Raw genomic sequence first — 26,860 nt, forward strand, 5'->3', positions numbered from 1 at the left:
TTTCCTCCTTATGCTCAAACTTTACTCATTTACATACATAAAGATTTTCGTGATTCAACATAAGAATCCTTCCTACTGACAAAAGAAGAACTATTTCGCCATAAAGTGAAACCATTCAGCAATTATTTACTTTCATACGAATAGAAAAGCGGCAAAATGTTTGCCGCTATTTTGATGTTGAAAACATCCCAAAACTTCTTTTAAATAACTCCCACCAGCTCGCTGCAGCAACATCTTCTTTTGCTACAATTGTTTGTTTTAATAAAACATCTTTATCTTTTTTAATAACAAGTGTACCTAGTGCATCGCCCTTTTTAATCGGCGCTTTCACTTTCTTTTCAGCAATTACTTCTTGCTTTACTTTGTCCATATTTTCGCCCTTCTTCATAAGAAGAGACACATTGTCTGACGCAACTAAATCTACTTTTTCTTTTTTCCCTTTTCCTACTTGGACAGTCTTAATTTTTTCGCCTCGTGTATACAATTTCTTTGTCATATATTGACCAAATGCATAGTCAAGAAGCTTCGTTACTTGATTGTTCCGTTCTTTCGATGTAGGTGCACCCATAACAACTGAAATAACACGCATTCCATTCTTTTCAGCCGATGCTGTTAAACAATATTTTGCTTCTGTCGTAAAGCCCGTTTTCACGCCATCTACTCCAGGATAAAAACGTACTAACTTATTCGTATTCACAAGCCAAAACTTCTTATCCGTATCTTCACGTAAATAGTCTTCATATTTACCTGTGTATTTGCGAATAAGTGGGTACTTCATTAATTCTCTCGCCATTATAGCCATATCATTTGCTGTAGAATAATGGTCTTTAGCCGGAAGACCTGTTGGGTTTTGGAAATGAGTGTTTTTCAATCCTAAATCTTTCGCTTTTTTGTTCATCATATTTACAAAACCTTCTTCTGAACCAGCGATATGCTCCGCTACTGCAACAGATGCATCATTTCCAGATGCAATGGCAATACCCTTTAGCATTTCATTTACAGTCATCTCTTCCCCAGGCTCTAAAAAGATTTGTGACCCACCCATTGAAGCTGCATGCTCACTTGCTCTAACTTTATCGGTTAGTTTTAATTTTCCTTTTTCAACTTGTTCCATAATTAATAGCATTGTCATAATCTTCGTCATACTAGCAGGTGGTAACTTCTCATTTGGATTTTTATCAAACAAAACTTTACCTGTATCTTGTTCAATTACAATTGCTGACGACGCTTGTTCCGCTAACTTCGGCGTTGTTTCTTCTGTTTTCTCCTGCTTCGTTTTCTCAGATTGTGCGAAACTAACTGAAGTACCAGAAAGCAATAACATGAAACAAACAAGTATTCCAAAAACTCGCTTCATGACTAACCCTCCATTCTATATCAGACCTATTTTTTCCAATTTTTTATTTTTTAATACCATATTTTTCTAAAATTTCAAGTTGACAAATACATTCATCACCTATATTGTATTAAGTGTATTACACACAGTAGTACACTTAATACAAGTCAGAAAGGAGACATTGCTCTTGCATATTCAACTTGATCCAAGAAGCAACACTCCGATATGGGAACAAATTGTTCAAAATATAAAAGAACTCGTGTTAAAGAACATGTTAGCTCCAAGTGACAAACTACCTTCTGTACGCGAACTCGCTTCTTTACTCGTTATAAATCCAAATACAGTGAGTAAAGCGTACCAAGAGTTAGAGCGACAAGGGATTATTGAAACATTACGAGGAAAAGGAACATTTGTATCCCAATCGATTACCCCAACATTAGACGAAAGGAAAATCGCTATGGTTGAAAAGCAATTTCATCAATTACTATTAGAAGCCTCTTATCTTGGTGTTACGAAAGATAAAATTCATGATTGGATAGATTCATACTACAAAGAGATTGGAGGAAATGCGGATGCTGAAAGTGACGAGCTTGAAGAAAACAATTGATAATCAAACGATTTTAGATGATGTTTCTTTCACATTACAAAGAGGAAGTATCATCGGATTACTCGGAAGAAACGGTGCGGGGAAAACAACTTTATTACGAACGATGGTCGGTATTTTAGATCCTGATGAAGGGACTGTTACATATGAAGATACAAACATTCATCAGAGTCCTGAAATAAAGCAAAAAATCGTATATGTCCCTGATTCTACTAACATATTGAACGGATATACGGTAAAAGAAATTGTAAAATTTTATAAAGAAGTTTATACCGCATTTGATGAAGCATATTTCTATGAACTATTAGAACGTTTTAACTTACCTAACAAACGAATTCGTAGCTATTCAAAAGGAATGAAAGCACTACTTGCCATCATTTTAGCCGTTTCTACAAAGGCAGAATATATCATTTTAGATGAACCGACAAATGGACTTGATCCTATTGTGAAAAGGCAAATTTTACAGTTTCTCGTTGGAGAGGTTGCAGAAAAAGAGATTACCATTTTCATCTCAACTCACCATTTAGATGAAGTGGAACAAATTGCAGATACAATCATTATATTAAAAGGCCATACTATATCTTCTATTACATCACTAGACGATGCAAAATCACGATTTGCAAAAATACAAGTAGCTTATGAGCGGTCATTACCTCAAAAACTAGAAAACTTAAGCAATATTAAAATATTAAACCAAACAGGAAAAGTATATACAATCTTAATCGAGGGAAATGTGGCTACAACACTGGAGAAGTTTTATAAAGAGCAACCTATACTCATTGAAGAATTAACAATGTCACTTGAAGATGTCTTCGTTACGACACTAGAGGAGGATGGGTATGTTTCATAAGGCGTTGTGGATGTGGAATTGGAAGCGTGGGAAATATGCCGTGTTGCTATTCTTCTTTAGTTCGCTTTACTTGTTATCTTTTGGCTACTATAGCAGTGCTCAAAGACAACTCGATGCATATTACGAATTACAAGAAAAAGGGAAACAGTATTATTATTTTTATACCTTTACTTCAGGAGAAGGTAATAGTTTTTGGTTAACTGTTCTTATCATCGCTTTAGCCTGCTTATTAATAGGTTTGGAACGTAGTAACCAATCTAATACACTACTTATGACGATGCCGTTTAAAAGAAAAGATGTTTTCTTATCTAAATGGGCTTTCGGTTCCTTTTGTATTGTGAGCTCATTACTTATAAATTGGATTCTTATGTATGTTATTTATAGAACAACTATTCATTTTGATTATCAATCATTTAGTCCGTTTCATCGATACTTTCTTTATGCAATTGTTTCTTATGTTGCAGTCTATACAGCTGCACTTTGCATCGGTACTTTTACTGGAAGCATTATTTCCCAGATTGTTTTTTGTATTCCATGGCTACTAATGGGACTTACATTTATTCCACTAGTGTACACTTTTACGATAAATCATTTAGAAGCTACCGGCCCTAAAAATTATAAGCTATATGAACAACTTTATGAAATCAATAAAAAAACAAATATAGTTGCACCAATATATAACTTCACGATTTATTACCATTATAATCCTGAATCACGTAAAAAGGAAAATGACTCAACTACTTTAAGGGATCCAGCATCTCATACGTATTATTTAGCAAAATCAATGTTAGTCCCTATTTTTTATACAATAGTTTACTTACTACTTGGAACATATTTGTATACACGATCACCAAATGAAAACACTCAAAAAATATTTATTTTCCAAAAACATTTAAAAATATGGATATGGGGAACAACCATTTACTTTGCATTACTAGGCGGCTATAAAATAAACCATTTTTCTTTCTTACCTAGCTACTATATCGGTTTGTTTCTAACCGGAATCATTACTTATGTTGTATTATCACGCCTAACAAATTATAAAGTTTTTTAAAGGAGAGATCCTATGTTTCAAAAAGCACTATGGCTAAGAACATATCAACAAAGTAAATATGTTGTATGGTTATTTTGGCTCGTCAGCTTCTATACTTTGTCCTATTACTACTATATGACTTCTATTCAACAGCAGCAATTTCTAAATGACAATAAAAAATGGAACTATGTATATCATTACAATTTTGATTTAACACTCATAAATCCCGTCATACTGTTAGGTAGTGTGCTTATCTTGCTAGCTTGTACGTTAATTGGATGGGAAAGACAAAATAACGCTAGCGACTTGTTATGGTCTATGCCATTTAAACGTTCACACCTTTATATAACAAAGTGGTTGTTTGGAATCTGTAATATCGTCGCTGTTGTCATTTTAAACTGGGGACTACTTGCTATTATGAAAAAGTTGACTTTTCATAATAAATATCAAGTATTCTCCCCATTCCATAGTTACTTTATATACATGTTAATTGTATTAATCGCTATTTATACACTTGCCTTATGTATAGGAACAATCGCTGGAAATGTTATATCGCAAGGATTTCTCACTGCAGCTCTATTCATGTTCCCAGTATTACTTCCAGTACTTATTTCAGGCGTCATTGCTGTTCACTCGAATGCCGACTTTCATGAGAACACTGGTAGTATACATGATATTATGGAAAACATACTTATTTCTAGTCCAGCAGAAGATTTTACTATTCGCTTTGATTACAATCCTCAAAATGCTTATACCGATGAGGATGGAGTGCGTCATAACGAACCAAACTTTACAAAGATTCCATCGGCAAAAACATTGATTGGACCTATCGCGCATATCATTGTTTTATTACCACTCGGTATATATTTATATGCCCGTTCAGCCAATGAGCGAAATGGTAACTACTTATTATATCCGAAACTACAAAAGGTAGTTTTAGCTTGTGCGATTTTCTTTGGTGGGATTGTTGGAGGTTTAATGCTAAGTCGCGCGCAGTCATTGTCTAGCTTTTACATCGGATTTTTAGTGACTAGTTTCATTATGTATTTCTTCCTACCTAAAATATTAAAATGGAAGTTTACTTGGAATATTAACTAAATTCAACATAATCACATGTTGGGTATTGGAGGAATAACATGTTTTATAAGGCTTTATGGTTACATCATTACAAGCAAAGTAAGTATATTCTTTTACTCTTTGCTTGTAGTAGTTTTTGGTTTTTACCTATTAGCTATTTTAATGATTTACAGATTCAACTAACAAGTCTTTCAGCAAACCATTTAAACTATTTCAGCTATAGTTTAAATGGGGATACTCTTATCATCCCCTTCATCCCAACTTTCATATTACTCGCTTGTTCATTAATAAGTTGGGAAAGACAAAATCAAACAGATTATCTGTTATTCGCAATGCCATTCACGAGAAAAGAACTTTTTCTTTCTAAATGGCTGTTCGGGACAATTGCAATTATATTCATAATGAGCCTTAATATCATCTTAATGTATTTTACCCTAAAGATTAATCTGTTTAACCAATATCAATCTTTCGGGCCAATACTTACATTATTATGTTATGTTACCATTACATGGATTGCGATTTTTACAATAGCCATTTTTATTGGAACAATTGCTGGGAATGTCATTTCACATAGTATATTAAGCTTAGTTTTTATTATATTACCATCTGGACTAAGCATGTTGCTGTTTCATTTCACTTGGATTCACACAAATATATCTACAACTGAATTTTTCCTTAAGAAAGCGAATTACACATCATATGTAGAGAACATTGAAGTTTTTGCACCTACTAATAATACTTATATATCTTATACATTCAATCCAGAAGTAAAAGAAGTAAACATTAATAATCTAAAAGAATCCGTTAAGGTACACCACCAATTCCAACCCATCTGGAAACTTATCACTCCGATTCTGTATATTCTTATTCTTTTACCGTTAGGAGTATTTTTCTATAATCGAACAAAAAATGAAAATAACGGTAAAATATTATTATTCACTAAACTACACCGTCTATTTATGCCGTGTGTCACAATATGTTTCGCACTATTAGGGGGCCGGTTAACAGGTGGAAAAAATGACCCGATATTAAGTTATTATGCTGGATTCATAATAATAGGGGTATTTAGCTATGTAATACTTAACTATTTCATAAATAAAAAATTTTTACTTCGTACGAAATAACCTCCTTCAAAAGGAGGTTATTTCACATTCTCTCTTCTTTTCCCATATTCTTTTTCTTGCTTCGTTCCAAACCCGTCACCATTTGCCACGATTTGATCTGTTGGAGCAACTATACTTTCAGCAATTCTCCATTCTCCGCCTTGTTGAATAAACACCTGCATAAAATAATTCATTCCATTTAACTGATATGGATTTTCTTTTTTCACTTCATAACGAGCTGCAACATAATACACTTGCACATTCTCAGCCTCAAACTTAGAAATATATTGTGATAATCTCGGGATGTACTGCGATGCTTTCTGAAGTGGAAGTTGTTTTACTTTTACAAGAGAAGACTTTGTTACATTACTAATCGTATCTTCATGCCGAATGTTATCACTATGATGAAATAAAATAGCATTCTGCATTGAACGAATCCATAGTTTTGAATATAAAACAGGTTGCTTATTTGAAATATGTTGTAATTCTTTTTGAACGACTTGAAGAGGCGTTGCGGCATCCGCGAATTGATTAAAGCAGAAAAAACTTCCAATCATAATGAAAAGCATAGAAATACGTTTCATAATTTTTCACTCCGATTCTTTTTAATTAAAGTATTGGAGTTTCAAAATGTTTTTATTCAAAAGAAAAAGGATAGGAAAGCTTTCGCTTCCTATCCTCATTTATTATAATACGCGGCCAAATAAATCTAAAACCATTTCTATTTCTTGGTCGCTCCAACCTTTAAATCTCTCTTTATAATACTCTTTACGCACAGCTTCAAGTTTTTCAGTTACTTCTCTTCCGTGTTCTGTAATTTCTAAGTACACGATACGACGGTCTGAATTTGAACGCTTTCTTTCTACAAACCCTTTTCGTACGAGACGATCAGTAACAGCTGTAATATGACTAGAGGTTACGTTTACTTCACTCGCAATTTGCGAAGCCATCTGTGGACTCTTTAAAAATAACGCGCGTAATACAGAAAATTCATTATATGGCATATGCTCTGCAAAACGTGTATTAATATCATTTTGTAATAAACGTATCATCTTTCGAAATGATCCGGATAACTCTAAAATCAGTGTTTCTCTTTTTTCGTTCACTAGCCTCGTCCCTTTTTTATCATATTTACACATATTATAATCTATAAATACCCTCGTTGTATATGCTTTCTTTCTTTAACATTCTCATTTATGTAACTTTTTCATACAAATTTCTTTTTTGTTCACACATATACATATAAATAAGGATGGTGATGGAAAATGCAAGGTGGAATGAACCCTTATTTACACAATGTACGTACAGCTAATACTGGAAAAGAAGCTACCATTACAGTGCAAGGTGAAGGTGTTGTAAAAGCAAAACCAAATGTTGTTATATTAACGATTGGTATTCGTACAGATCATAAAAATGTAAAGCAGGCACAAGAAGAAAATGCAGTGCAATCACAACAATTATTAGATGCACTAAAACAACTAGGTATTGCCGACAAAAATATAGAAACCATTTCATATACGATTACGCCCCAGTACGAATATGTAAATGATAAAGCATTACTACAAGGATACCGTGTGGAACATTTGTATGAAATTACCGTTTTAAATGTACAAAAAGCAGGGGAAGTATATGATATAGCCGTTTCAAATGGAGCAAACTTAGCAAAAGGTTTACGTTTTCGGATATCTCATCCAAATAAATATTATGAGCAAGCTCTCATTCAAGCTCTGCAACAAGCGGTAGAAAAAGCTCGTGCTATTGCGAGTACATACAATTTAAACATTAATCCTGTTCCACTCTCATTCGTTGAAGAATCTGCTCAATTACCACGAGAAGTTGCGTCCTTTGCTACTTTACATGCGCAAGCAGCTCCGCCCATTCAATCGGGAGAATTAGAAATCATTTCAACAATACGAGCGATTTTTACGTATTTATAAATAATTTCATTTATAAGTAAACGTTATCATTTTCCTTGTTGTAAAAACATGATGTTCTGATATAATAAAGGACGGTGAGCTCTTACAAAAGAGATATCACGGGTGGGAGAGGGATATGAAAAAGAAGGTTTAACATGAAAGGAATACTTGAAAGAACATTTAAATTAGGTTTACACGAAACATCACCAAAACAAGAAGTTTTAGCTGGAGTTACGTCATTTTTCACGATCGTATATATTATGATTGTAAATGCATCCATTTTATCCGATGCTGGCATTCCTCTTGAAGCTGGAATTTTAGCAACTGTTTTCAGTTCATTTGTCGGATGTCTGCTCATGGCATTTTGGGCAAATGCACCTGCTATTCTTGTCCCTGGTATGGGTGTAAATGCATTCTTCACGTACACTGCTGTGCATACGCTCGGATTAACTTGGCAGGAAGCTTTAGCGGCTGTCTTCATCTCTGGTATCATTTTTGCAATTGCTGCGTTTACACCAATCGCTCGCGTGCTTTCAGTATCGATTCCAAAGTCATTAAAGGAAGCTATTACTGTCGGCATCGGATTATTTTTAGCATTTATCGGATTGCAAAAAGGTGGTTTAGTTGTTTCGAATCCAAATACTGCTGTTGCAATGGGTAAATTAAGTAGCCCTGTCGTTCTTGCGACAATACTTACTCTTATCATTGCACTTGTACTATTTATTCGTAACGTACGTGGAAGCTTTTTATGGACGATTGCAATAGGAACTGGTATTGCATGGCTATTTGGTCTTGTTGATACAAGTCAAATCGGAAATAGTTCATTCTCATTCGCGAGTTACGGCGATGTGTTTGGAGCTATGTCATTTGGCAAACTTTCTTCCTTACCGTTTTGGATTGCAACATTCTCCTTAAGCATGGTGCTTATTTTTGAGAACATGGGACTTCTGCACGGTTTATTAGAAGATGACCGTAAATTCCCACGTGCTTACCAAGCCAATGCAATTTCAGCAATGACATGTGGTCTATTTGGCACAAGCCCTACCGTATCGACAGTAGAGAGTGCCGCAGGTATTACTGCAGGTGGAAAGACAGGTCTGACGTCTATCATTACAGGGTTGTTATTCTTTGCATCACTGTTCGCACTTCCGTTTGTCAAACTAATTCCTGATAGTGCCATTGCACCAATCTTAATTATTATTGGCGGCCTGATGATTACAAGCATTCAGCAAATTCCTCTGAACGATTTTTCAGAAGGATTTCCAGCGTTCTTAATTATCGTCATGATTCCGCTCACATATAGTATCGCTGATGGCATTGCGTTCGGATTTATTGCTTATCCTATCTTAAAAGTTGCTCTTGGAAAGCGTAAAGAAGTCGCACCGTCTATGTATATCGTTACATGCTTATTCTTAGCCATGTTTGTATTACATGCTATTGGTTAAGTAAAAACACCGAGGAAAATTCCTCGGTGTTTTTTTACTTAAACCATCCTTTTTTATAAAACCAAGCCATCATGCCACCGCCAATTAGTGCCATTAGAAGTAGACAAACAAAATAACTATATTGTCCACCAAGCTCTGGCATATGCGTAAAGTTCATTCCGTATACTCCCGCAATAAATGTTAATGGCATGAAGATAGTCGAGAATACAGTTAATGTTTTCATAATGTTATTCATATGATGTGAGTTTAATGAAAAATAGCTATCTCGAATATCTGCCGTTAACTCCCGGCTTGCCTCAATCATTTCTGTCAGTTTCAGTAAATGATCATGTATATCTTTAAAGTAAATTTCATGATCACTTATACCGTAAAAACGAGTCGAATTTAAAATACGATACAATAAATCACGCATCGGAATGATTGTACGTCTTAGTTTCGATAAATCTGCACGTATATCAAATACTTCTTCTAGCACACTTCCTGCTGTCTCACCCGTTAAATTATCATCAATGGCATTTAAATGATCCTCAATGTAATATACAGGCGCAAAATAGTCGTCCACAATTTGGTCGATAATGGTATGTGCTACGTGCAGGGGACTATTTTTAATACGCTTCTTTTCTCCAAGTGTTTTCCACACTCGTTCGATTGCATTATTGTGAGAAAAGTGGAAAGAAACAATATAACGATCACTTATAAATAAATCAATCTCGTGCGGTTCTAATCCATCCTCACCAAATGCATGAAGAACTAAAAAGTTATATCCATCATAAAAATCAACTTTTGGCCTCTGTACATATTCTATACAGTCTTCAATCGCAAGAGGATGGAATTTAAAATGATCTTGTAAGATGTATGTATACTCTTCTTTCGTTGGCTTATATAAATCTAGCCAATACCACACAATATGGTCTTTCTTTGTTTCCTCTAGCGAAACATCATATAATACTTCATTTGTTTTTGTTATTGCACAAATTCTAATCATAATTTCACCCATTATTATTATAAACAAAAAATAGCAAAAAAAGCCAAGGAGAAATACTCCTTGGCCCTTTTTTATTACTTCGTTACAATACCATGCACTAAAGTTGGTGCATCTACGTGGTCTGTAGAGATCTTCATGTTCTCATAAATTTTTGCTTTTACATCTTCCACATTTTCACGGTTTGCGTAAATGGTAACAAGGGATTCACCTTTTTTCACGCTGTCCCCTACTTTTTTGCGAAGCATTAAGCCAACTGCTAAATCAATTTCAGATTCCTTCGTCGCACGTCCTGCTCCTAAAAGCATTGCTGCTGTTCCGATTTCATCTGCAACGATTTCTGATACATAACCGTCTTCCTTCGCTTCTACTTCAATTTTAAACTGTGCTTGTGGTAATTTAGAAGGATCATCAACAACAGATGCATCGCCGCCTTGCGCTGATAAGAACGTTTTAAATGATTCTAGCGCTTTACCGTTGTTCATGACTTCAATTAATTTCTCACGTGCATCTTCTAAAGATGAAGCTTGTCCAGCAAGGTATACCATTTGACTTCCAAGTGTTAAACATAACTCTTCTAAATCTTTCGGTCCTTTACCTTGTAACGTATCAATTGCTTCTTGTACTTCAAGTGCGTTACCAATCGCCTCACCAAGTGGTTGACTCATATCAGAAATAACAGCCATCGTATTACGACCAACGTTATTACCAATGCGCACCATTGCTTCTGCTAAACGTTTTGCATCTTCATCTGTTTTCATAAATGCACCTGCTCCAGTTTTTACATCAAGAACAATTGCATCTGCACCAGCAGCAATTTTTTTACTCATAATCGAGCTTGCAATAAGCGGAATTGAGTTTACTGTTGCCGTTACATCACGAAGTGCATACAATTTTTTATCCGCAGGTGTTAAGTTTCCACTTTGACCAATAACTGCGATTTTATTTTCATTTACAAGACGCATGAATTCATCATTTTCGATTTCAACATGGAATCCTGGAACTGCTTCTAATTTATCAATTGTACCACCAGTATGTCCTAGACCACGTCCAGACATTTTTGCAACCGGTACACCTAAAGCGGCTACTAATGGACCTAATACAAGTGTTGTTGTATCACCAACGCCACCTGTTGAGTGCTTATCTACTTTTACTCCTTCAATAGCTGATAAGTCGATTGTATCACCGCTATTTACCATTGCCATCGTTAAATCAGCACGCTCTTGATCGTTCATATCTTGGAAGAAAATTGCCATTGCAAGTGAACTTACTTGATAATCAGGAATATCACCATTCGTATATCCTTCAACAATAAAGTTAATTTCTTCTGTCGTTAATGCATGTCCGTCACGTTTTTTTGCAATTAGGTCCACCATTCTCATTGTGAGGTCACCCCTTCATTTGTTTTACAATTGCTTTTACTAATGCTAAGAAGTTAGCTTTAACACGTTCTGTCGTTTCGATTACTTCATCGTGGTGAAGTGGCTGATCTAAAATACCAGCTGCCATATTTGAAATACAAGAAATACCAAGTACTTTCATACCAGCATGACGCGCTACAATTACTTCAGGTACTGTTGACATACCAACTGCATCTCCGCCAAGTGTACGAAGCATACGAATTTCAGCAGGTGTTTCATATACAGGACCTGTCATTCCAACATATACACCTTCTTGTACTTTAATATTTAAGTCTGCTGCGACTTGTTTCGCCATTTCACGAAGCCCTGTCGTATATGATGTAGACATATCAGGGAAACGTACACCCATCTCAGAATCATTTGGTCCGATTAATGGATTTGTACCCATGAAGTTAATATGATCTGAAATTAACATAAGATCGCCTGGCTCGAATGATGTATTTACACCACCAGCTGCATTTGTTACAACAACTGTTTCTACACCTAGTTCTTTCATAACACGAACTGGGAATGTTACTTTTTGCATGTCGTATCCTTCATAAAAGTGGAAACGTCCTTGCATTGCTACTACTGTTACACCTTGAAGTGTACCGAATACTAATTGACCTGCATGTCCTTCTACAGTTGATACTGGGAATTCAGGGATTTCACTGTAAGGTACTGTTACTGCGTTCTCGATTTCATCTGCTAATACACCTAGTCCTGATCCAAGGATTAGTCCTACTTGTGGCGTATCTTGAAATTTCTCTTTTAAGTATGAAGCTGATTTTGTAATAAGTTCACGATTCATTTGTTTATCCCCCTATTTCTTTAGCTCGTTTAAGAAGCTTGTTCCGTGTTCTGGCATTTTCACGCCGAAGTTTTCTGCTACCGTTGCACCAATATCAGCAAATGTTTGGCGAAGTGATAATTCTTGTCCGCCATCTTTCATGCTTGGGCTATATGCTAATAACGGTACATATTCACGTGTATGATCGGTACCGTGGTGAACTGGATCATTACCATGGTCTGCTGTAATTAATAATAAATCATCTTCTTTTAGTTTTTCGAATACTTCTGGAAGACGAGCATCATATTCTTGTAGAGCTTCTCCGTATCCTTGTGGATCGCGGCGGTGTCCAAATAATGCATCAAAGTCAACTAAGTTCAAGAAGCTAAGACCTGTAAAGTCCATATTTAATGTATCTACAAGCTTATCCATTCCATCCATATTAGACTTCGTACGAAGTGATTCAGTTACCCCTTCACCATCATAGATGTCAGAGATTTTACCGATAGCAATCACATCGTAGTCACTATCTTTTAATTCATTCATCACCGTACGGCCGAATGGTTTTAATGCATAATCATGACGGTTTGGTGTACGTGTAAAGTTTCCAGGCTCACCAACGAATGGACGAGCGATAACACGACCTACCATGTACTTCTCATCTAACGTTAATTCACGTGCAATTTTACAAATTTTATATAACTCATCAAGTGGCACTACTTCTTCGTGTGCTGCGATTTGTAATACGCTATCAGCAGAAGTGTAAACGATTAAAGAGCCTGTTTCCATTTGTTCTTGGCCAAGTTCATCAAGAATCTCAGTTCCAGAAGCCGGTTTATTACCGATGATTTTACGACCTGTTTTTTCTTCTAATTCATCAAGTAATTCTTTCGGGAATCCTTCAGGGAACACTTGGAATGGTGTATCAATGTAAAGACCCATAATTTCCCAGTGCCCTGTCATTGTATCTTTACCAGTAGATTTCTCTTGCATTTTTGTATAATATCCAAGCGGTTTTTCTACTTTAGAGATACCTTTCATTTCACGAATGTTACCAAGACCTAATTTCACCATATTAGGCATTTGTAACCCATTCATATGTTCAGCAATGTGACCGATTGTGTCAGATCCTAAATCACCAAATTGTTCAGCATCTGGTGCTTCACCGATTCCAACAGAATCCATTACGACTAGGAATATACGTTTATATTTATTCATAACTGCGACCTCCTATAAGTTCAGTTCTACTTCTTGTAGTATGTTCAAAACGCTATAAAGTGAAACTGTTCTCCATAAGAATTATCTTTCGTTCTCATTGTCAAACAGTACTTCTTTAAATGATTCTCTAACCTATTTCGTTTACTTTAAAACGACTCAAAAACATTTCTAGTTTTTTCTAAGTCAGATGTCAGACATCTGATACGGATATCATACCATGTTTACGCTTTCTTTTTAATACATTTTCGTAGATTTTCTCATTTTCTTCACACTTCTATTGTAATCCATTATGCAAAGAAGTGCTAATTATTTTATGATTTATTTCTTCATATAAAGCGAAAAAATAATTAACTCACAAATAACGAGATAAAAATAAAAAGTAGCTCTAAAGAGCTACTTTTTATTTTACTTCTACTGTTTCTTCTTTATGTTCATGCAGTTCGCCTTTTTTAACATGAACTTTCACTTTATAAGCACCGTTTTCTTTGAAAGTATGTTTCGTTTCATACTCACCTTTATTTCCTTCTTTCGCTGGAATAAATTCGTGCTTTTCAACACCATCTTTCCAAATCTCAAGTTGGACTTCAGCACCAGTTAAAGCTTCTTCTTTTTGTTTTAAATGAACTTTCATAGTCGATTCAGCGTTTACTTTTATGTCACCAGCCATAAGGTGGATCATTGTATCGCTTTTATGATCGCCATGCCCTGCACCGTGATCACTATTTTCTTTTTTTGCATCTTCTACTTTTGCATTTCCTACAGCCACTTTTACTTCTGGCATAACATGCATTTCACGCGCATTTGTGTGAGCGATAATATGGTACACTCCATCTGTCTCGAACGTTTTCTCTACAGCATAAACACCTTTACCTTTATGCTTCCCATCTAACATTTCGTGCTTTTCGTCGCCAGCTTTCCAAATTTCAAACTTTACATCATCAGCATCTGTTACTTTTTCTTTTCCTTGCGTAACAAGTGCTTGTACTTCTGTTTTTTCACCAGGTTTAATTTCTTTTGGATTTGTTTGAACTGCTACTTTTACAGCTTCTAGTTTCTGTTCTTTTTTCGGTTCTTCTTTGTTTGTATTACAGCCAGCCAATGCTAGCATCGCGATAAATAAAGTCATAATAAGTTTTTTCATCTGTATTTCCTCCTTCATACTTTCCTTAGTATAGAGTAAATACATTATAATATTCTAGTCTTCTGCTGAAAACAATGTACGAAATGTTTGTGAAGTTTTTGTGAAGTACTATAGCCTTTTGAATCTATGAAAAAAAGAGCATAGTCACTATGCTCTCGGATGAAACTGTTTATATACATCTTTTAATCTAGCTTTTGAAACATGCGTATAAATTTGCGTCGTTGAAATATCTGCATGTCCTAGCATTTCTTGCACCGCTCGCAAGTCTGCTCCATTTTCTAATAAATGCGTAGCAAAAGAATGGCGCAACGTATGTGGTGTAAGCTCTTTTTCAATATTTGCTTCTTTCGCTAATCGTTTTAAAATTTTCCAAAATCCTTGTCTTGATAATCGATTCCCATGATGGTTTAAAAAGAGTGCATCTACTACTTTTTTACCCATCAATTCTCTTCTTCCCTTTTCAATATACTTTTGAATCGCTTCCGTCGCTAAACTCCCTAGTGGAATAATTCTTTCTTTATTCCCTTTCCCTATGCAACGAACAAATCCCATCGTTAAATGTACATCTTCTAAATTTAAAGCAATTAATTCTGAAACACGAAGCCCTGTCGCATACAATAACTCTAGCATCGCTTTATCACGAACCCCAAAAGCACTCGTCATTTTTGGGGTCTGGAGTAACGCTTCTACTTCATCGATTGATAGTACTTTCGGTAATTTCCGTTCTCCTTGCGGCGTTTCAATATGTACGGATGGATCGTGCTCTACCGCTCGTTCACGAAGTAAAAACTGGTGAAACGAACGAATCGATGCAATATGACGTGCTAATGTTTTCGAAGATTTTCCGTTTTCTTTTAAGTGCTGCAGAAAATTAACAATGTGCAAGCGTGTCACTTCATGAAAACTTTTCGCCTGTTCTACATTTTGCAAATACTTTACATAACTTTTTAAATCACGTTCATAAGATACTACTGTATTTTTCGCAAGCCCTTTTTCGACAACCATATAATGAATAAAATCTTTTAATTGATCTTCCAATCTACACTACTCCCCATTTTCATAGAAAAACATCATTCTATTTACGAAAGCATCCTTTGCCGGCTCTTCATTCCCTGATACTTTTTCTACAGTCTCTTCTTGTGGCTTTTCATAACGATGATAGCTTTCATATTCTTCATTTATCCATAGTATAGCGAAATAAAACAAAATCGTACAACTTGTAAATAATAAAAATACTTTTATTCCATCAAAAGTTAATTTTAAAGCTCGGCGCATTGTAAACTCCTCCAAAATATAAGTTATTACAACATATGCCAAGCTTTCACCAATTTATACCTTATTCAAATAAAAAACCTCTTCCTAGATAAATAGGAAAAGGTTATTTTTCATCCGTTTCATTTTCTTGACAATTTTTACAAATCCCATGGAATGTTAAACGATGATCTTTCACCTTAAAGCTCCAGTCATGTTCTACTTTCCTTTCCACTTCACCAAGTAAATCTTCTTGTATTTCTTGTACAGCACCACATTGTGTACAAATCAAATGATGGTGGAAACGCTGCGCACCTTCTTGGCGTAAGTCATAGCGTGAAACACCGTCTCCGAAGTTAATCTTATCGACAACTTTTAACTCAGATAATAGTTCTAAAGTTCGATAGACGGTTGCTAATCCGATCTCTGGCGACTTTTCTTTTACAAGGAGGTAAACATCTTCTGCGCTTAAATGATCTTCTTCATTTTCTAGCAGCACACGAACTGTTGCTTCACGTTGCGGTGTTAACTTGTAGCTCGCTGCATGTAATTGCTTCTTAATTCGTTCAATTCTTTCTTCCATTCGGTACTACTCCCTCCTCGCCACTCTTACACCATTATATCAGAAGAAGGGCTTCTGTCAAAAGAAAAACAATAAAAACAAATTGATAATTATTCTCATAAAGTATTTATTGTTTATTAATAGCCTCAACGACTTCTTTCATTAAAACTGGTGATGCATAAGCTTCTACACTAGAAGCAAGAGCTAACACCGCTCCAATTACAAGAAAGAAGCATGTATAACGAATTAATAACGGTAATAGCGGCTCGGTTATTTTCCGAATAAATTGATGCCTAATCATGCGTAAGGAAAAGCTTGCGGCAATTGTTGTCATAACGAGAAATACTGGAATAATAATGAGGTTTTGTGGCAATACAGAAACGAATGCTAATAATAATCCATTCCATCCATGCTGACTGACTAAAAAACCTACTGTAAATCCGACAACTACTCCTTTTACAAACAATAAAATAAAAATAAGTGGCAATCCAATAATTGAAATCCCCAAAATCCAAATAAATCCAATGTATTTTAATTGCGAAAAGTAACTTTCTCGAAACATTTCGCTTGCAATAGCAAATTCTCCTTTAGAAACTTGTCCAAAAAAACGTTGTAAATAAAATGATAAATCTTGTTTTTGATTTAACTGTAGACTATTTACGAGAATAGCCCCAAATATTACTCCCATCAATAATAAAACAGCGTTAAATATATATAATGAAGAGTTTTCCTGTATGTGAGACATTACACGGTCTTGCCAAGTTTTTCTCCACATTTTTCTTCCCTCCGTTCACACTCTTACTAAAAATGTATGAAAGAAAGAAAAAAGTATGACGAATTAACATTGAAATTCCGCTCTACTTTGCTAAACTAAAAAGTAGAGAATAGGAGGGATTTCACTTGAAACCATTATTATTAGATTTTCCAACATTATTTCAAACTGAACGCTTACAAGTTCGTAAGCCATTTCCAGGTGATGGTGCAGAAGTGTATGAAGCAATCCAAGCTTCTCTAGAAGACTTAGTACCGTGGATGCCAATTAACGCTGAAACAGAAGAAAGTGCTGAAGAAATCGTTCGTAACGCTCACGGACAGTTTTTACTTCGTGAAACACTTGATTTTCACTTATACGATAAAGTATCTGGTACATTCATCGGGGCTATAACGCTTAAGCCTGAAAACTGGGATATTCCAAAGTTTTCACTTCACTTCTGGCTGCATAGTGCTTATACAAAACAAGGCTATATGACTGAAGCTATTAAAGGTGCCATTCAATTTGCCTTTGATAAGCTAAGTGCTAGAAGAATCGAAATTCGTATTGATGCAACAAATACAAATGCATGTAACCTAGCAGAACGTTTAGAATTTATTCTAGAAGGTACAATGGAAAATGATTTCATAGCACCAGACGGTAGCTTACGTGATGCACGCGTATACGCAAAAATCAATTAAAAAACACTCGCCTTTGGCGAGTGTTTATTTTTGTAGTTGTAAATATTGTACTGCAAACATCGTTTTCGCATCATGAATACGAAGATCTTTCATAAGAGTAGTCGCTTCTTCTAACGATACTTCCATCAATTCCACAAACTCATCTTCATCTAACTCGGCTTTATTTTCTTTTTTCGTCAAACCTGTTGCTTTATATACATATAAAATTTCATCTGCAAATCCTGGAGATGTATAGAAAGAAGTAATAAGCTCCATATTTTCACATACATATCCTGTTTCCTCTTCTAATTCACGAACTGCTGTCACCTCAGGTTTTTCACCAGGTTCTAACTTGCCGGCTGGAATTTCTATAATCGCCTTTTCAAGCGCTTTACGATACTGCTCAACAAGCACGATTTTCCCCTCATCAGTAATAGCAATAATAGCAACTGCACCAGGGTGATTTACAATTTCACGTTTACTCATCGCTCCATTTGGTAATACTACATCATCAACACGAACTTTTATAACTCTACCATCAAAAATCGGCTCAGTTTTTACTGTTCTCTCTGCAAGATTACTCATACTACTTCATCTCCCTGTTCTATTTCCTATTCTTTCCTCATACATTTTACCACATTGAAAGGAGCGTGATAGAAATGAAAGTTTATATTTTACCAAATCGCGTCACTTTAGTCGGAAAAGCATGGCAAATTCGCCATAAACTAAAACAATATGGCAAAGAGTATACAACTGTACAAGAGTGGATTACAGCAAATAAAGTGAAACTTTAATCAGATGGGGTTTTGTTCACCCCCTCTGATTATTAGTTGAACGAATCGGGCTTTTACGGGCAGTTAATCTCCCACCTAACTTCCTCGTATGAGCTGAATTTTAAAAGTGGGGGGCTTACTGCCCGTTAAAGCAGGGTAAAAAGTAAATGTTTGTCAACCTCTTTTCCCTTTCGTACAATAAAGGTAAGGAGGTTGACCTATGAAAAAACGTCAATTAGGAAACTCAGATTTGTTTGTTACAGAAATGGGCCTTGGCTGTATGTCTCTCGGTACATCTGAAACAGAAGCTATGCGTATTATCGATGAAGCAATCGATTTAGGAATCAATTTTTTTGATACAGCGGATTTATACGATTATGGATTAAACGAAGAATTTGTTGGAAAAGCATTAAAAGGGAAGCGAGACCAAATTGTTCTTACAACGAAAGTTGGAAATCGATGGACAGAAGAAAAAAACGGCTGGTGTTGGGATCCTTCTAAGAATTACATAAAGGCTGAAGTGAAAGAAAGTTTACGTAGACTTCAAACTGATTATATTGATCTTTATCAACTTCACGGCGGGACGATTGAAGATCCAATAGATGAAACAATTGAAGCCTTTGAAGAATTAAAAAAAGAAGGTATCATTCGCCATTACGGTATTTCTTCTATACGTCCAAATGTCATCCGTGAGTATGCAAAACGTTCAAATATCGTTAGTGTGCTAATGGAATATAGCCTTTTAAATCGTCGCCCTGAAGAATGGTTCCGACTTTTCAGTGAACATCAAATTAGCATTATTGCTCGCGGACCACTTGCAAAAGGAATTCTAACTGACAATAATGCAAGAAAGATAGAAAGAGTAAAAGAAAAAGATTACCTTTCTTATTCTTACGATGAATTATATGCGACACTCGCAAGTGTAAAAGAGATAATCGGGGAAAGCTCTTTAACAGGAACAGCTATTCAATATTGCTTACATAACGAAACTGTTGCAGCAGTTATACCTGGTGCAAGCTCTATCAAACAGTTACAAGAAAATGTACAGGCTAGTAAACAAACACAGTTAACAACAGCAGAATATATACAACTTCAGCAAATTGCTAAATGTGATACTTACGCTTTACATCGTTAAAAAGACGCTACCATACTGGTAGCGTCTTTTTATAGCGTATCATATTTATCAGGATTCGTTCCTACATGTAAATTACGATTTAACGTATTAATTTGAGTCATCTCTTCTTCTGTTAGTGAAAAATCAAAGATAGTAAAATTCTCCTTAATACGAGATGGTGTAACAGATTTAGGAATTGTCACGACCCCGCTTTGAATATCCCATCTTAATATAACTTGCGCAGATGTTTTTTCATATTTAGTAGCAATGGCCTGAATAATCGGGTGCTCGAATACTTCCCCGCCTCTCATTAATGGGCTCCATGCTTCCATTTGAATTTGCTCACCTTGACAGAAATTACGCAATTCAAATTGCGCTAACATCGGATGAAGTTCTACTTGGTTTACCATCGGCTTTACTTTACAATTTGGTAATAATAGCTCTAAATGATGTTTATGAAAATTAGAAACACCAATCGCGCGCACTTTACCTTCTTCATACAGTTTTTCTAACGCTCGGTACGTATCGACATACTTTCCTCTTATTGGCCAATGTATTAAATATAAATCTACATAGTCCATTTGTAATTTCTTTAAGCTTTTTTCAAACGCCTCAAGTGTTTCTTCGTATCCTTGATCGTCGTTCCAAACTTTTGTTGTAATAAATATTTCTTCTCTCGGAATTCCTGATTCACGAACCGCTTCTCCGACACCGCTTTCATTTTCATATACAGTCGCTGTATCAATCGAACGGTATCCAACTTCTAACGCTGTTTTTACTGCTTGTTTTACTTCGTCGCCTTCTTTCGCTTTATAAACGCCTAGACCAATCATCGGCATTTTCACACCATTATGAAGTGTAGTTGTTGGAATGTGCACAGTCGTCTCCCTCTCATTATTACATTTTTTATAAGCCACCACTTTATTTGAACAAGATTCAATCAAAAAGTCAAAACATATGTACAGTTTACATAATAATTTTATACACTAAAACGTGAACTCAATTATTCACATTTCCTTCTCTCCATTCTTTTGCTTTTTCATCAACATTACGTACAAATTCAGTTTTCCCTTCCGAATATAACGTGCCATCATATGTATACTTTTCAGCTAATTCTTTCTTTAAAGTTGCATATGCCTCAGCTTCTTCGCAATGAGCCATCATATAATCACGAAATGCTAAATGCCTTACTATCTCAGGATTTCCGCTTTCAAACACGTGTAAGTGATACGAGCGTTTTTCCTCCGTTCCATGAATAAAATAACGACGTCTTGAAATACCATTTTCCCCTTTTGCGATGTAACCAAGCTCTATAAAACGTTCATTCCAATGATCTACTCTGTCGATACTCTCTACTTCCATAATCATATCTATAATTGGTTTAGCTGCCAGTCCTGGCACTGACGTACTTCCAATATGGTGGACTTTCACCATTTCTGGCATCGCCGATTTTAATCGTTCGGCCTCTATTTGAAATTTTTCGTTCCAATGATTTTCATGCGGAACGACTACAATTTTTCTCATTTTACACTCCCCTTTTCTTACAAGCTCGTCAAAAAAATGATCAGCGATATACACTGATCATTTTTTTATATTATTTAAAGTCTTTCCAAGTAAGGCTACTTTCACTTAGCAGTTCTTCAAATGATTTATTCTTTTCACGTTCTTTTTGTTCTTGGCGCTTTCTTTCCAGTTCAGCTGCCTCTTTTTTCTCTTCTCTCACTTGCAATTCTTTCTTCTTATTCTTTAATTGCTGCATGAGTGAATCATTTAATTGATCGCCTAATGTAAGCGACTCTTTCTCTGGTTTATTCACTTGCGATTGTCTTTGCATTTGTCTTTGTTTCTTTTTCTTCATGCTACTCACCTTTTACTTTTTTCTCCATTATAGTAGATACACAATGAACTCGACAATAAAAAAGGTTCTTTACTCTATTATTCATCTTTTGTAAATATGTTAATTTTTCGAAAAAACTAATTTTTTTATAGATATAATCCTATGAATCTATTAAAATTATGTCGTATGATGTCAGATTATAAAAAAAGGAGAAATGAATTATGTGGAAAAAAATCATTCCTACTGTTGCCGTTTTAAGCACCATTACCTTTTCAACTGTATTTGCCGCTCCCCCATCCCAGACTCCAGCTGAACAAAACCGCTACGTAGACGTACAAATGCTTGGTATTAATGATTTCCATGGACAACTAGATACTGTTAAAAAAATTAATAACAAAGAAGCCGGTGGCGCTGATTACTTAGCTACTTATTTAAAAGAACGTAAAAAGCAAAACCCGAATACGCTTCTCGTACATGCTGGCGATATTGTCGGAGCTAGTCCACCAGTTTCAGCATTGTTACAAGACGAACCAACGATTGAATTTTTGAATGACTTAAAATTCGATGTCGGTACAATCGGAAACCATGAATTTGATGAAGGTATCGATGAAATGAAACGCCTCATTTACGGTGGATATCACGAGAAAACGGGGAATTTCAAAGGTGCTAACTTCCCTTACGTCGCTGCTAACTTCTATAACAAATCAACTGGCCGCTTATTTTTACCACCATTTACTGTAAAAATGGTAGATGGTGTTCCTGTAGGATTCATTGGCGTTGTTACAACTGATACACCAAATGTCGTGATGCCTACTATGCTTAAAAATGTACAGATCACTGACGAAGTAGAAGCAATTAATAAATCAACGCAACAATTAAAGCGTCTCGGTGTTAAATCCATCGTCGTCCTTGCCCATGTTGGCGGAACAACTGATGAATCTGGCGTGACAAATGGCGACCTTACTCGAATTGCAAATGAAACAGATCCAGAAGTTGATGTTATTTTCGGTGGGCATAGTCACACGTACGTAAATGGTACTGTAAATAATAAACTAATCGTCCAAGCGAACTCTTATGGAACAGCTTTCTCAGACGTAGATGTAACAATTGATCGTAAAACAAAAGATATTGTAAAGAAAAAAGCTGAAGTGATCACAACATATCATGAAGGTGTGGAACCTGATAAAGAAGTAAAACAAAAAATAGATCAATATAAAGAAAAAATCGCACCACTTGTAAATGAAGTTGTAGGAAAATCTACAGCAGCTATCGATCGTAAACAAAATGATGCTGGTGAATCTACTCTTGGGAATGTAATTGCCGACGCACAGCGTCAAACAATGCAAGCTCAAATCGCACTTATGAATCCTGGTGGCATTCGTAATGACTTAGATGCTGGCGATATTACTTGGGGCGAATTATATGGCATTCAGCCTTTTGGAAACCAATTGATTAAAGTAGATTTAACAGGTCAAGATATTCGCGACATTTTAAATCAGCAATGGCAAAAAGGAACAACAAGAATGCTTCAAATTTCAGGTATTCAATATACGTGGGATGCAAATAAACCAAACGGTGAAAAGGTTACGAATATACGCTTAACAAATGGCGAGGAGTTATCTCCAACTAAAACATATAGCGTAGTTGCGAATGCTTTCTTAGCTTCTGGCGGTGATGGATTCGTATCATTTAAAAATGGTAAAAATGCAGAGACTGGCCCAAACGACTTTGAAGCGCTAGTCGATTACGTAAAACAATTAAAAGAACCAATTCAGCCAGTTATTGATGGAAGAATTCAAAAGATAAATTAAGTATTTCCCTAATATGTGATCCGGATTTTTATTGTAAAGGGTACGCACTTATACTTACTTAATCCACAATATTAGTAAAACCTAAAAAGGATACTCGTTCTTACAATGAACTTAGTATCCTTTTCTTTAGTCATCCAAACTTGCTGTTTTGTTAAAGTCATATTGCTGTAAAAATTGTTGGAGCGCCTCTTCTACAAGTTTAGATTTTTGAATTCCTTTCGCTTCTGATATAACGTCTAGTTTTGCTAATATTTCTTTATTAATAGAAAAAGTACGTTTCTTTTTTTCTGTACTTATACTCATAATTGGCGCGATTACTTCTTCTCTCTTACTTAGTAATTCATAAATGCTTTGTAATTGTTCATAAATTAATAATTGATAATCCGTTTTCGCATATTGAAGGGCTGTCGCTTCTTGGAGTTGTAAGTGACGAGGTTCTTCTCCATCTCCTACAAAAATACGTTTCTTCTGTTCTCCATCATATTCATATCCAATCAATCTTAATTTCTTTGATAATGTATACGGGCTTATTTCAAGACGTTTTGCTATGATAGCGATGGATTCACGTCTATTTAAGCAATCTATAATTTCTCCAATCGTCACAATTTCCCTCCTCCCATGTTGAAATGACACTAGTATGGTATGTTACAATGATTTTCTAACAGTATATGCAAAACAAATAGCCTGTGCGATTCATACGATTTCAGAAAAGGAGGTTTTCAATATGCTTTTTCGTAGCCATACCCCACAGTTTTATAATGAAAATAAACAACTCATTCCTAATAGTATCGCTACGATGGAAAGCGTTATGATTCATAATCGAAAACAAACTCTCCTTATTCGCGGGCAAAACATAGAGCAACCTATTTTATTATGCTGTCATGGTGGACCGGGCATGGCACAAATCGGATTTATTCGTCATTTTCAAAAAGAATTGGAGAAACACTTCATCGTTATTAATTGGGATCAGCGCGGGGCAGGTAAATCTTTTTCAATGAAAGATTTCGGAGCAAATTTTACAATCGAACAATTCGTTTCCGATGCAAAAGAAGTGATTCAATATGTACTTAAAAAGTTCAATAAACAGAAACTATTTCTCGCTGGTCATTCTTGGGGAAGTATTATTGGGCTTAACATAGCACATCAATATCCACAGTATATCGAGGCTTACATCGGTATTGGGCAGATTGTACATATGAAACAAAACGAAGAATTGCTATATCAGCATTTAATTCTTTCTGCAAAAAAACATGATCATAAAAAAGCATTAGCGTCCCTTTTAAAATTAGGCAAACCACCATTTTTAGATACGAGACGCCTTATTATTCAAAGAAAGTGGCTTGGCACATTCGGAGGGGCAATCCAAAACGGATCTTCCTTTTCTTTCATACGAAAAGGCTTCTTTTCTCCTGAATATACGCTATTAGATTGGTTCAAGTTTCTCGCAGGAAATTTAAAATCTGGCGTTTTATGGGAAGAAATGCTAACAATCGATTTCTTTTCTTCTATTTCAAGTTTATCTATTCCGGTTTATTTTTGTTCTGGTCGCTATGATTATCAAACTCCTTATGCCCTCGTTCAGGAATATTGCGATGTGATAGAAGCACCCATAAAAAAGATGATTTGGTTCCCAAATTCAGCACATTCTCCTGATTTAGAAGAACCAGAATTATTCGCCAATTCTTTACAAGCAATTAAACAAGAGCTAGCTTTTCAGCATTAGTGACAAAGGCTCTTTTACATTTCATAGAAAACAATTTATAATAATATGTCGCAACTATGTATAAATATAGCAAAGTGCTTCATATTTACTTGCCTTAGCACAATAAAAATTTAGGGAGATTACATTTATTATGAATGCTGTACTCGTCGCAGTAGCAGTTATGCTATTGCTTAGTTTGTTACGTGTCCAGGTCATTGTCGCCATCATCGTTGGAGCTTTAACAGGCGGAATTATCGGCGGACTCGGTATTTCAGAAACGATTAACACTTTTACAACTGGCCTTGGAAACAGCGCCCCAATCGCTTTAAGTTATGCAATGCTTGGCGGTTTCGCTATTTCCCTTTCCAAAACAGGACTTCCGGATGCCATGATTGAAACTGCATTAAAATGGATTGGCAATGAACAAGACACGAAAAAACAAGTTTATTCTAAAATACTTATTTTATTCATCATTTTAACGATGGCATGTTTCTCACAAAATGTGATTCCTGTTCATATCGCTTTCATCCCCATCTTAATTCCAGCACTTTTAAAAGTATTAAATGAGCTGAAAGTGGATCGCAGACTTGTTACTTGTATTATTACATTCGGGTTGATTACTCCTTACATGTGGATTCCAGCAGGGTTCGGAAAAATTTATCATGACGTATTGCAAACAAATGCTGCGCAAAGCGGTCTTACATTTGATGTCGCACTTATTCCAAAAGCAATGACTATTCCAGCAATCGGTATGATTATTGGATTATGTGTAGCGGTATTCATTACGTACCGGAAACCTCGTACGTATGAAACAGAACAAGTTCATACTACCGCAAATGAAATCGTTCCCTACACAAAACGTAGCATTACTTTCGGATTATTATCTATCATAGCTACATTAACTGTTCAATTAGCAACGGAATCAATGATTTTCGGTGCGTTAGCAGGGATTATCGTCTTATCAGTAAGTGGTAGTCTACCTCTTAAAGAAGCAGATGCGATATTAACAAGTGGAATGCGTATGATGTCCTTTATTGGTTTTGTTATGATCGCTGCCGCTGGATTTGGCGCTGTTCTTCGAAAAACAGGACATGTTGAATCTCTTGTGCAAACGAGTGCACATATAATTGGAAATAATAAACCACTCGCTGCATTTCTTATGCTTGTGATTGGACTTCTCGTTACTATGGGGATTGGTTCATCTTTTTCAACCATCCCTATCTTAACAACAATTTTTGTACCTCTTTGCATGCAGCTTGGATTTAGTCCAATGGCCACAATTGCAATTATCGGTACAGCCGGAGCGCTAGGTGATGCAGGATCACCAGCATCAGATAGTACACTTGGACCAACATCCGGTTTAAATGCTGATGGTCAACACCATCATATATGGGATACATGTGTACCAACGTTTCTACACTATAATATACCGTTACTTATATTCGGCTTTATTGCCGCCATTACATTATAAAAGGTGCGTTTTA

General features: G+C 35.6%; 30 protein-coding genes. 13 read left to right on the forward strand and 17 right to left on the reverse strand.

Annotated elements, in window-relative coordinates:
• Window positions 1-166: 166 nt before the first annotated feature.
• Window positions 167-1,357: a serine-type D-Ala-D-Ala carboxypeptidase DacF gene (gene dacF, locus ACHZK0_RS19775; RefSeq protein ID WP_000831998.1), complete on the reverse strand. Its 1,191-nt coding sequence runs from the start codon at window positions 1,355-1,357 to the stop codon at window positions 167-169.
• A gap of 166 nt (window positions 1,358-1,523) precedes the next feature.
• Between dacF and ACHZK0_RS19780 the strand changes: the two genes are divergently transcribed.
• The 5 genes from ACHZK0_RS19780 to ACHZK0_RS19800 are packed head-to-tail and all read left to right on the forward strand — an operon-like array spanning window position 1,524 to window position 6,024.
• The gene (locus ACHZK0_RS19780) at window positions 1,524-1,943 is read left to right on the forward strand and encodes a GntR family transcriptional regulator (protein WP_270340017.1); all 420 of its coding nucleotides are present in this window, start codon (window positions 1,524-1,526) and stop codon (window positions 1,941-1,943) included.
• The gene (locus ACHZK0_RS19785) at window positions 1,909-2,790 is read left to right on the forward strand and encodes an ABC transporter ATP-binding protein (protein ID WP_395760816.1); all 882 of its coding nucleotides are present in this window, start codon (window positions 1,909-1,911) and stop codon (window positions 2,788-2,790) included. Before ACHZK0_RS19780 ends, ACHZK0_RS19785 begins: the two co-directional genes overlap by 35 nt.
• The gene (locus tag ACHZK0_RS19790) at window positions 2,780-3,844 is read left to right on the forward strand and encodes an ABC transporter permease subunit (protein WP_395760817.1); all 1,065 of its coding nucleotides are present in this window, start codon (window positions 2,780-2,782) and stop codon (window positions 3,842-3,844) included. The genes ACHZK0_RS19785 and ACHZK0_RS19790 overlap by 11 nt, the downstream gene beginning before the upstream one ends.
• Window positions 3,845-3,856: 12 nt before the next feature.
• Window positions 3,857-4,921: an ABC transporter permease subunit gene (locus ACHZK0_RS19795; RefSeq protein ID WP_395760818.1), complete on the forward strand. Its 1,065-nt coding sequence runs from the start codon at window positions 3,857-3,859 to the stop codon at window positions 4,919-4,921.
• A 38-nt stretch (window positions 4,922-4,959) separates the two neighbouring features.
• A complete protein-coding gene (locus ACHZK0_RS19800; protein ID WP_395760819.1) occupies window positions 4,960-6,024 on the forward strand; it encodes an ABC-2 transporter permease in 1,065 nt (354 codons plus the stop codon).
• Between the two features lie 17 nt (window positions 6,025-6,041).
• Here ACHZK0_RS19800 and ACHZK0_RS19805 read toward each other — a convergent pair whose 3' ends face one another.
• Window positions 6,042-6,587 (reverse strand): hypothetical protein, encoded by a 546-nt coding sequence (locus tag ACHZK0_RS19805; protein WP_002199436.1) that lies wholly within the window; start codon window positions 6,585-6,587, stop codon window positions 6,042-6,044.
• 102 nt (window positions 6,588-6,689) lie between these two features.
• A complete protein-coding gene (locus ACHZK0_RS19810; RefSeq protein ID WP_262740637.1) occupies window positions 6,690-7,109 on the reverse strand; it encodes a MarR family winged helix-turn-helix transcriptional regulator in 420 nt (139 codons plus the stop codon).
• Window positions 7,110-7,268: 159 nt separating this feature from the next.
• Between ACHZK0_RS19810 and ACHZK0_RS19815 the strand changes: the two genes are divergently transcribed.
• Both ACHZK0_RS19815 and ACHZK0_RS19820 read left to right on the forward strand, forming a co-directional pair.
• Complete coding sequence (locus ACHZK0_RS19815) at window positions 7,269-7,940, forward strand: SIMPL domain-containing protein (RefSeq protein ID WP_262740636.1); 672 nt, start codon at window positions 7,269-7,271, stop codon at window positions 7,938-7,940.
• 134 nt (window positions 7,941-8,074) lie between these two features.
• Entirely contained in the window at window positions 8,075-9,364 is a 1,290-nt protein-coding gene (locus tag ACHZK0_RS19820) for an NCS2 family permease (RefSeq protein WP_270340008.1), read from the forward strand.
• 34 nt (window positions 9,365-9,398) lie between these two features.
• On the opposite strand, the gene corA is transcribed toward ACHZK0_RS19820, so the two are convergent.
• The 9 genes from corA to spoIIM form a co-directional block, all read right to left on the reverse strand.
• Window positions 9,399-10,361, reverse strand: coding sequence for a magnesium/cobalt transporter CorA (corA, locus tag ACHZK0_RS19825; RefSeq protein ID WP_061679123.1), 963 nt, complete (start codon window positions 10,359-10,361; stop codon window positions 9,399-9,401).
• Window positions 10,362-10,423: 62 nt separating this feature from the next.
• Window positions 10,424-11,728 (reverse strand): pyrimidine-nucleoside phosphorylase, encoded by a 1,305-nt coding sequence (locus tag ACHZK0_RS19830; protein ID WP_061679095.1) that lies wholly within the window; start codon window positions 11,726-11,728, stop codon window positions 10,424-10,426.
• A gap of 7 nt (window positions 11,729-11,735) precedes the next feature.
• Window positions 11,736-12,557 (reverse strand): purine-nucleoside phosphorylase, encoded by an 822-nt coding sequence (locus tag ACHZK0_RS19835; RefSeq protein WP_395760820.1) that lies wholly within the window; start codon window positions 12,555-12,557, stop codon window positions 11,736-11,738.
• A 12-nt stretch (window positions 12,558-12,569) separates the two neighbouring features.
• On the reverse strand, window positions 12,570-13,754 hold the full coding sequence (deoB, locus tag ACHZK0_RS19840) for a phosphopentomutase (protein WP_061679094.1): 1,185 nt from the start codon (window positions 13,752-13,754) through the stop codon (window positions 12,570-12,572).
• Window positions 13,755-14,154: 400 nt separating this feature from the next.
• Window positions 14,155-14,895, reverse strand: a complete 741-nt coding sequence (locus tag ACHZK0_RS19845) for a FixH family protein (protein WP_270340005.1) — start codon at window positions 14,893-14,895, stop codon at window positions 14,155-14,157.
• A gap of 147 nt (window positions 14,896-15,042) precedes the next feature.
• Window positions 15,043-15,933, reverse strand: coding sequence for a site-specific tyrosine recombinase XerD (xerD, locus tag ACHZK0_RS19850; protein ID WP_000390083.1), 891 nt, complete (start codon window positions 15,931-15,933; stop codon window positions 15,043-15,045).
• 6 nt (window positions 15,934-15,939) lie between these two features.
• Window positions 15,940-16,170: a YqzK family protein gene (locus ACHZK0_RS19855; protein ID WP_001250433.1), complete on the reverse strand. Its 231-nt coding sequence runs from the start codon at window positions 16,168-16,170 to the stop codon at window positions 15,940-15,942.
• 103 nt (window positions 16,171-16,273) lie between these two features.
• The gene (locus ACHZK0_RS19860) at window positions 16,274-16,729 is read right to left on the reverse strand and encodes a Fur family transcriptional regulator (protein WP_000392655.1); all 456 of its coding nucleotides are present in this window, start codon (window positions 16,727-16,729) and stop codon (window positions 16,274-16,276) included.
• A gap of 106 nt (window positions 16,730-16,835) precedes the next feature.
• Entirely contained in the window at window positions 16,836-17,453 is a 618-nt protein-coding gene (gene spoIIM, locus ACHZK0_RS19865) for a stage II sporulation protein M (protein WP_226544967.1), read from the reverse strand.
• Between the two features lie 155 nt (window positions 17,454-17,608).
• On the opposite strand from spoIIM, the gene ACHZK0_RS19870 reads away from it, so the two are divergent.
• Window positions 17,609-18,160, forward strand: coding sequence for a GNAT family N-acetyltransferase (locus ACHZK0_RS19870; protein WP_000803488.1), 552 nt, complete (start codon window positions 17,609-17,611; stop codon window positions 18,158-18,160).
• 24 nt (window positions 18,161-18,184) lie between these two features.
• Here ACHZK0_RS19870 and ACHZK0_RS19875 read toward each other — a convergent pair whose 3' ends face one another.
• Entirely contained in the window at window positions 18,185-18,724 is a 540-nt protein-coding gene (locus tag ACHZK0_RS19875) for an NUDIX hydrolase (RefSeq protein WP_061678130.1), read from the reverse strand.
• Between the two features lie 74 nt (window positions 18,725-18,798).
• Between ACHZK0_RS19875 and mciZ the strand changes: the two genes are divergently transcribed.
• On the forward strand, window positions 18,799-18,933 hold the full coding sequence (gene mciZ / locus ACHZK0_RS19880) for a Z-ring formation inhibitor MciZ (RefSeq protein ID WP_000870297.1): 135 nt from the start codon (window positions 18,799-18,801) through the stop codon (window positions 18,931-18,933).
• Window positions 18,934-19,132: 199 nt separating this feature from the next.
• Entirely contained in the window at window positions 19,133-20,047 is a 915-nt protein-coding gene (gene lolS / locus ACHZK0_RS19885; RefSeq protein ID WP_262740630.1) for an aldo/keto reductase, read from the forward strand.
• Between the two features lie 29 nt (window positions 20,048-20,076).
• On the opposite strand, the gene ACHZK0_RS19890 is transcribed toward lolS, so the two are convergent.
• The 3 genes from ACHZK0_RS19890 to ACHZK0_RS19900 all read right to left on the reverse strand — a co-directional run bounded on the left by ACHZK0_RS19890 (window position 20,077) and on the right by ACHZK0_RS19900 (window position 21,884).
• Entirely contained in the window at window positions 20,077-20,904 is an 828-nt protein-coding gene (locus ACHZK0_RS19890; RefSeq protein WP_262740629.1) for an aldo/keto reductase, read from the reverse strand.
• 121 nt (window positions 20,905-21,025) lie between these two features.
• On the reverse strand, window positions 21,026-21,550 hold the full coding sequence (locus ACHZK0_RS19895) for a GrpB family protein (protein WP_262740628.1): 525 nt from the start codon (window positions 21,548-21,550) through the stop codon (window positions 21,026-21,028).
• 70 nt (window positions 21,551-21,620) lie between these two features.
• Window positions 21,621-21,884 (reverse strand): YqkE family protein, encoded by a 264-nt coding sequence (locus ACHZK0_RS19900; RefSeq protein ID WP_000727552.1) that lies wholly within the window; start codon window positions 21,882-21,884, stop codon window positions 21,621-21,623.
• Window positions 21,885-22,084: 200 nt separating this feature from the next.
• On the opposite strand from ACHZK0_RS19900, the gene ACHZK0_RS19905 reads away from it, so the two are divergent.
• A complete protein-coding gene (locus tag ACHZK0_RS19905) occupies window positions 22,085-23,674 on the forward strand; it encodes a bifunctional metallophosphatase/5'-nucleotidase (protein WP_270605906.1) in 1,590 nt (529 codons plus the stop codon).
• A 126-nt stretch (window positions 23,675-23,800) separates the two neighbouring features.
• On the opposite strand, the gene ACHZK0_RS19910 is transcribed toward ACHZK0_RS19905, so the two are convergent.
• Entirely contained in the window at window positions 23,801-24,277 is a 477-nt protein-coding gene (locus tag ACHZK0_RS19910; protein WP_270605905.1) for a ribbon-helix-helix domain-containing protein, read from the reverse strand.
• A gap of 121 nt (window positions 24,278-24,398) precedes the next feature.
• Here ACHZK0_RS19910 and ACHZK0_RS19915 point away from each other — a divergent pair, with 121 nt between their 5' ends.
• Both ACHZK0_RS19915 and ACHZK0_RS19920 read left to right on the forward strand, forming a co-directional pair.
• Window positions 24,399-25,397, forward strand: coding sequence for an alpha/beta fold hydrolase (locus ACHZK0_RS19915; RefSeq protein ID WP_262740626.1), 999 nt, complete (start codon window positions 24,399-24,401; stop codon window positions 25,395-25,397).
• Between the two features lie 130 nt (window positions 25,398-25,527).
• Complete coding sequence (locus ACHZK0_RS19920; protein ID WP_395760821.1) at window positions 25,528-26,847, forward strand: Na+/H+ antiporter family protein; 1,320 nt, start codon at window positions 25,528-25,530, stop codon at window positions 26,845-26,847.
• The last annotated feature ends 13 nt before the right edge of the window (window positions 26,848-26,860 follow it).

Source organism: Bacillus sp. 3G2, from assembly GCF_044324725.1.
Classification (GTDB): Bacteria; Bacillota; Bacilli; order Bacillales; family Bacillaceae_G; genus Bacillus_A; species Bacillus_A mobilis.

Bases quoted from the DNA above. Each gene is read 5' to 3' on its own strand.
- ACHZK0_RS19895 (WP_262740628.1), bottom strand. From the start codon at position 21,550: ATGAGAAAAATTGTAGTCGTTCCGCATGAAAATCATTGGAACGAAAAA.
- ACHZK0_RS19875 (WP_061678130.1), bottom strand. From the start codon at position 18,724: ATGAGTAATCTTGCAGAGAGAACAGTAAAAACTGAGCCGATTTTTGAT.
- mciZ (WP_000870297.1), top strand. From the start codon at position 18,799: ATGAAAGTTTATATTTTACCAAATCGCGTCACTTTAGTCGGAAAAGCA.
- ACHZK0_RS19835 (WP_395760820.1), bottom strand. From the start codon at position 12,557: ATGAATCGTGAACTTATTACAAAATCAGCTTCATACTTAAAAGAGAAA.
- deoB (WP_061679094.1), bottom strand. From the start codon at position 13,754: ATGAATAAATATAAACGTATATTCCTAGTCGTAATGGATTCTGTTGGA.
- ACHZK0_RS19905 (WP_270605906.1), top strand. From the start codon at position 22,085: ATGTGGAAAAAAATCATTCCTACTGTTGCCGTTTTAAGCACCATTACC.
- ACHZK0_RS19920 (WP_395760821.1), top strand. From the start codon at position 25,528: ATGAATGCTGTACTCGTCGCAGTAGCAGTTATGCTATTGCTTAGTTTG.
- ACHZK0_RS19815 (WP_262740636.1), top strand. From the start codon at position 7,269: ATGCAAGGTGGAATGAACCCTTATTTACACAATGTACGTACAGCTAAT.
- dacF (WP_000831998.1), bottom strand. From the start codon at position 1,357: ATGAAGCGAGTTTTTGGAATACTTGTTTGTTTCATGTTATTGCTTTCT.
- ACHZK0_RS19820 (WP_270340008.1), top strand. From the start codon at position 8,075: ATGAAAGGAATACTTGAAAGAACATTTAAATTAGGTTTACACGAAACA.
- ACHZK0_RS19915 (WP_262740626.1), top strand. From the start codon at position 24,399: ATGCTTTTTCGTAGCCATACCCCACAGTTTTATAATGAAAATAAACAA.
- ACHZK0_RS19790 (WP_395760817.1), top strand. From the start codon at position 2,780: ATGTTTCATAAGGCGTTGTGGATGTGGAATTGGAAGCGTGGGAAATAT.
- lolS (WP_262740630.1), top strand. From the start codon at position 19,133: ATGAAAAAACGTCAATTAGGAAACTCAGATTTGTTTGTTACAGAAATG.
- spoIIM (WP_226544967.1), bottom strand. From the start codon at position 17,453: ATGTCTCACATACAGGAAAACTCTTCATTATATATATTTAACGCTGTT.
- ACHZK0_RS19860 (WP_000392655.1), bottom strand. From the start codon at position 16,729: ATGGAAGAAAGAATTGAACGAATTAAGAAGCAATTACATGCAGCGAGC.
- ACHZK0_RS19845 (WP_270340005.1), bottom strand. From the start codon at position 14,895: ATGAAAAAACTTATTATGACTTTATTTATCGCGATGCTAGCATTGGCT.
- ACHZK0_RS19900 (WP_000727552.1), bottom strand. From the start codon at position 21,884: ATGAAGAAAAAGAAACAAAGACAAATGCAAAGACAATCGCAAGTGAAT.
- ACHZK0_RS19805 (WP_002199436.1), bottom strand. From the start codon at position 6,587: ATGAAACGTATTTCTATGCTTTTCATTATGATTGGAAGTTTTTTCTGC.
- ACHZK0_RS19785 (WP_395760816.1), top strand. From the start codon at position 1,909: ATGCTGAAAGTGACGAGCTTGAAGAAAACAATTGATAATCAAACGATT.
- ACHZK0_RS19830 (WP_061679095.1), bottom strand. From the start codon at position 11,728: ATGAGAATGGTGGACCTAATTGCAAAAAAACGTGACGGACATGCATTA.
- ACHZK0_RS19800 (WP_395760819.1), top strand. From the start codon at position 4,960: ATGTTTTATAAGGCTTTATGGTTACATCATTACAAGCAAAGTAAGTAT.
- ACHZK0_RS19855 (WP_001250433.1), bottom strand. From the start codon at position 16,170: ATGCGCCGAGCTTTAAAATTAACTTTTGATGGAATAAAAGTATTTTTA.
- ACHZK0_RS19795 (WP_395760818.1), top strand. From the start codon at position 3,857: ATGTTTCAAAAAGCACTATGGCTAAGAACATATCAACAAAGTAAATAT.
- corA (WP_061679123.1), bottom strand. From the start codon at position 10,361: ATGGGTGAAATTATGATTAGAATTTGTGCAATAACAAAAACAAATGAA.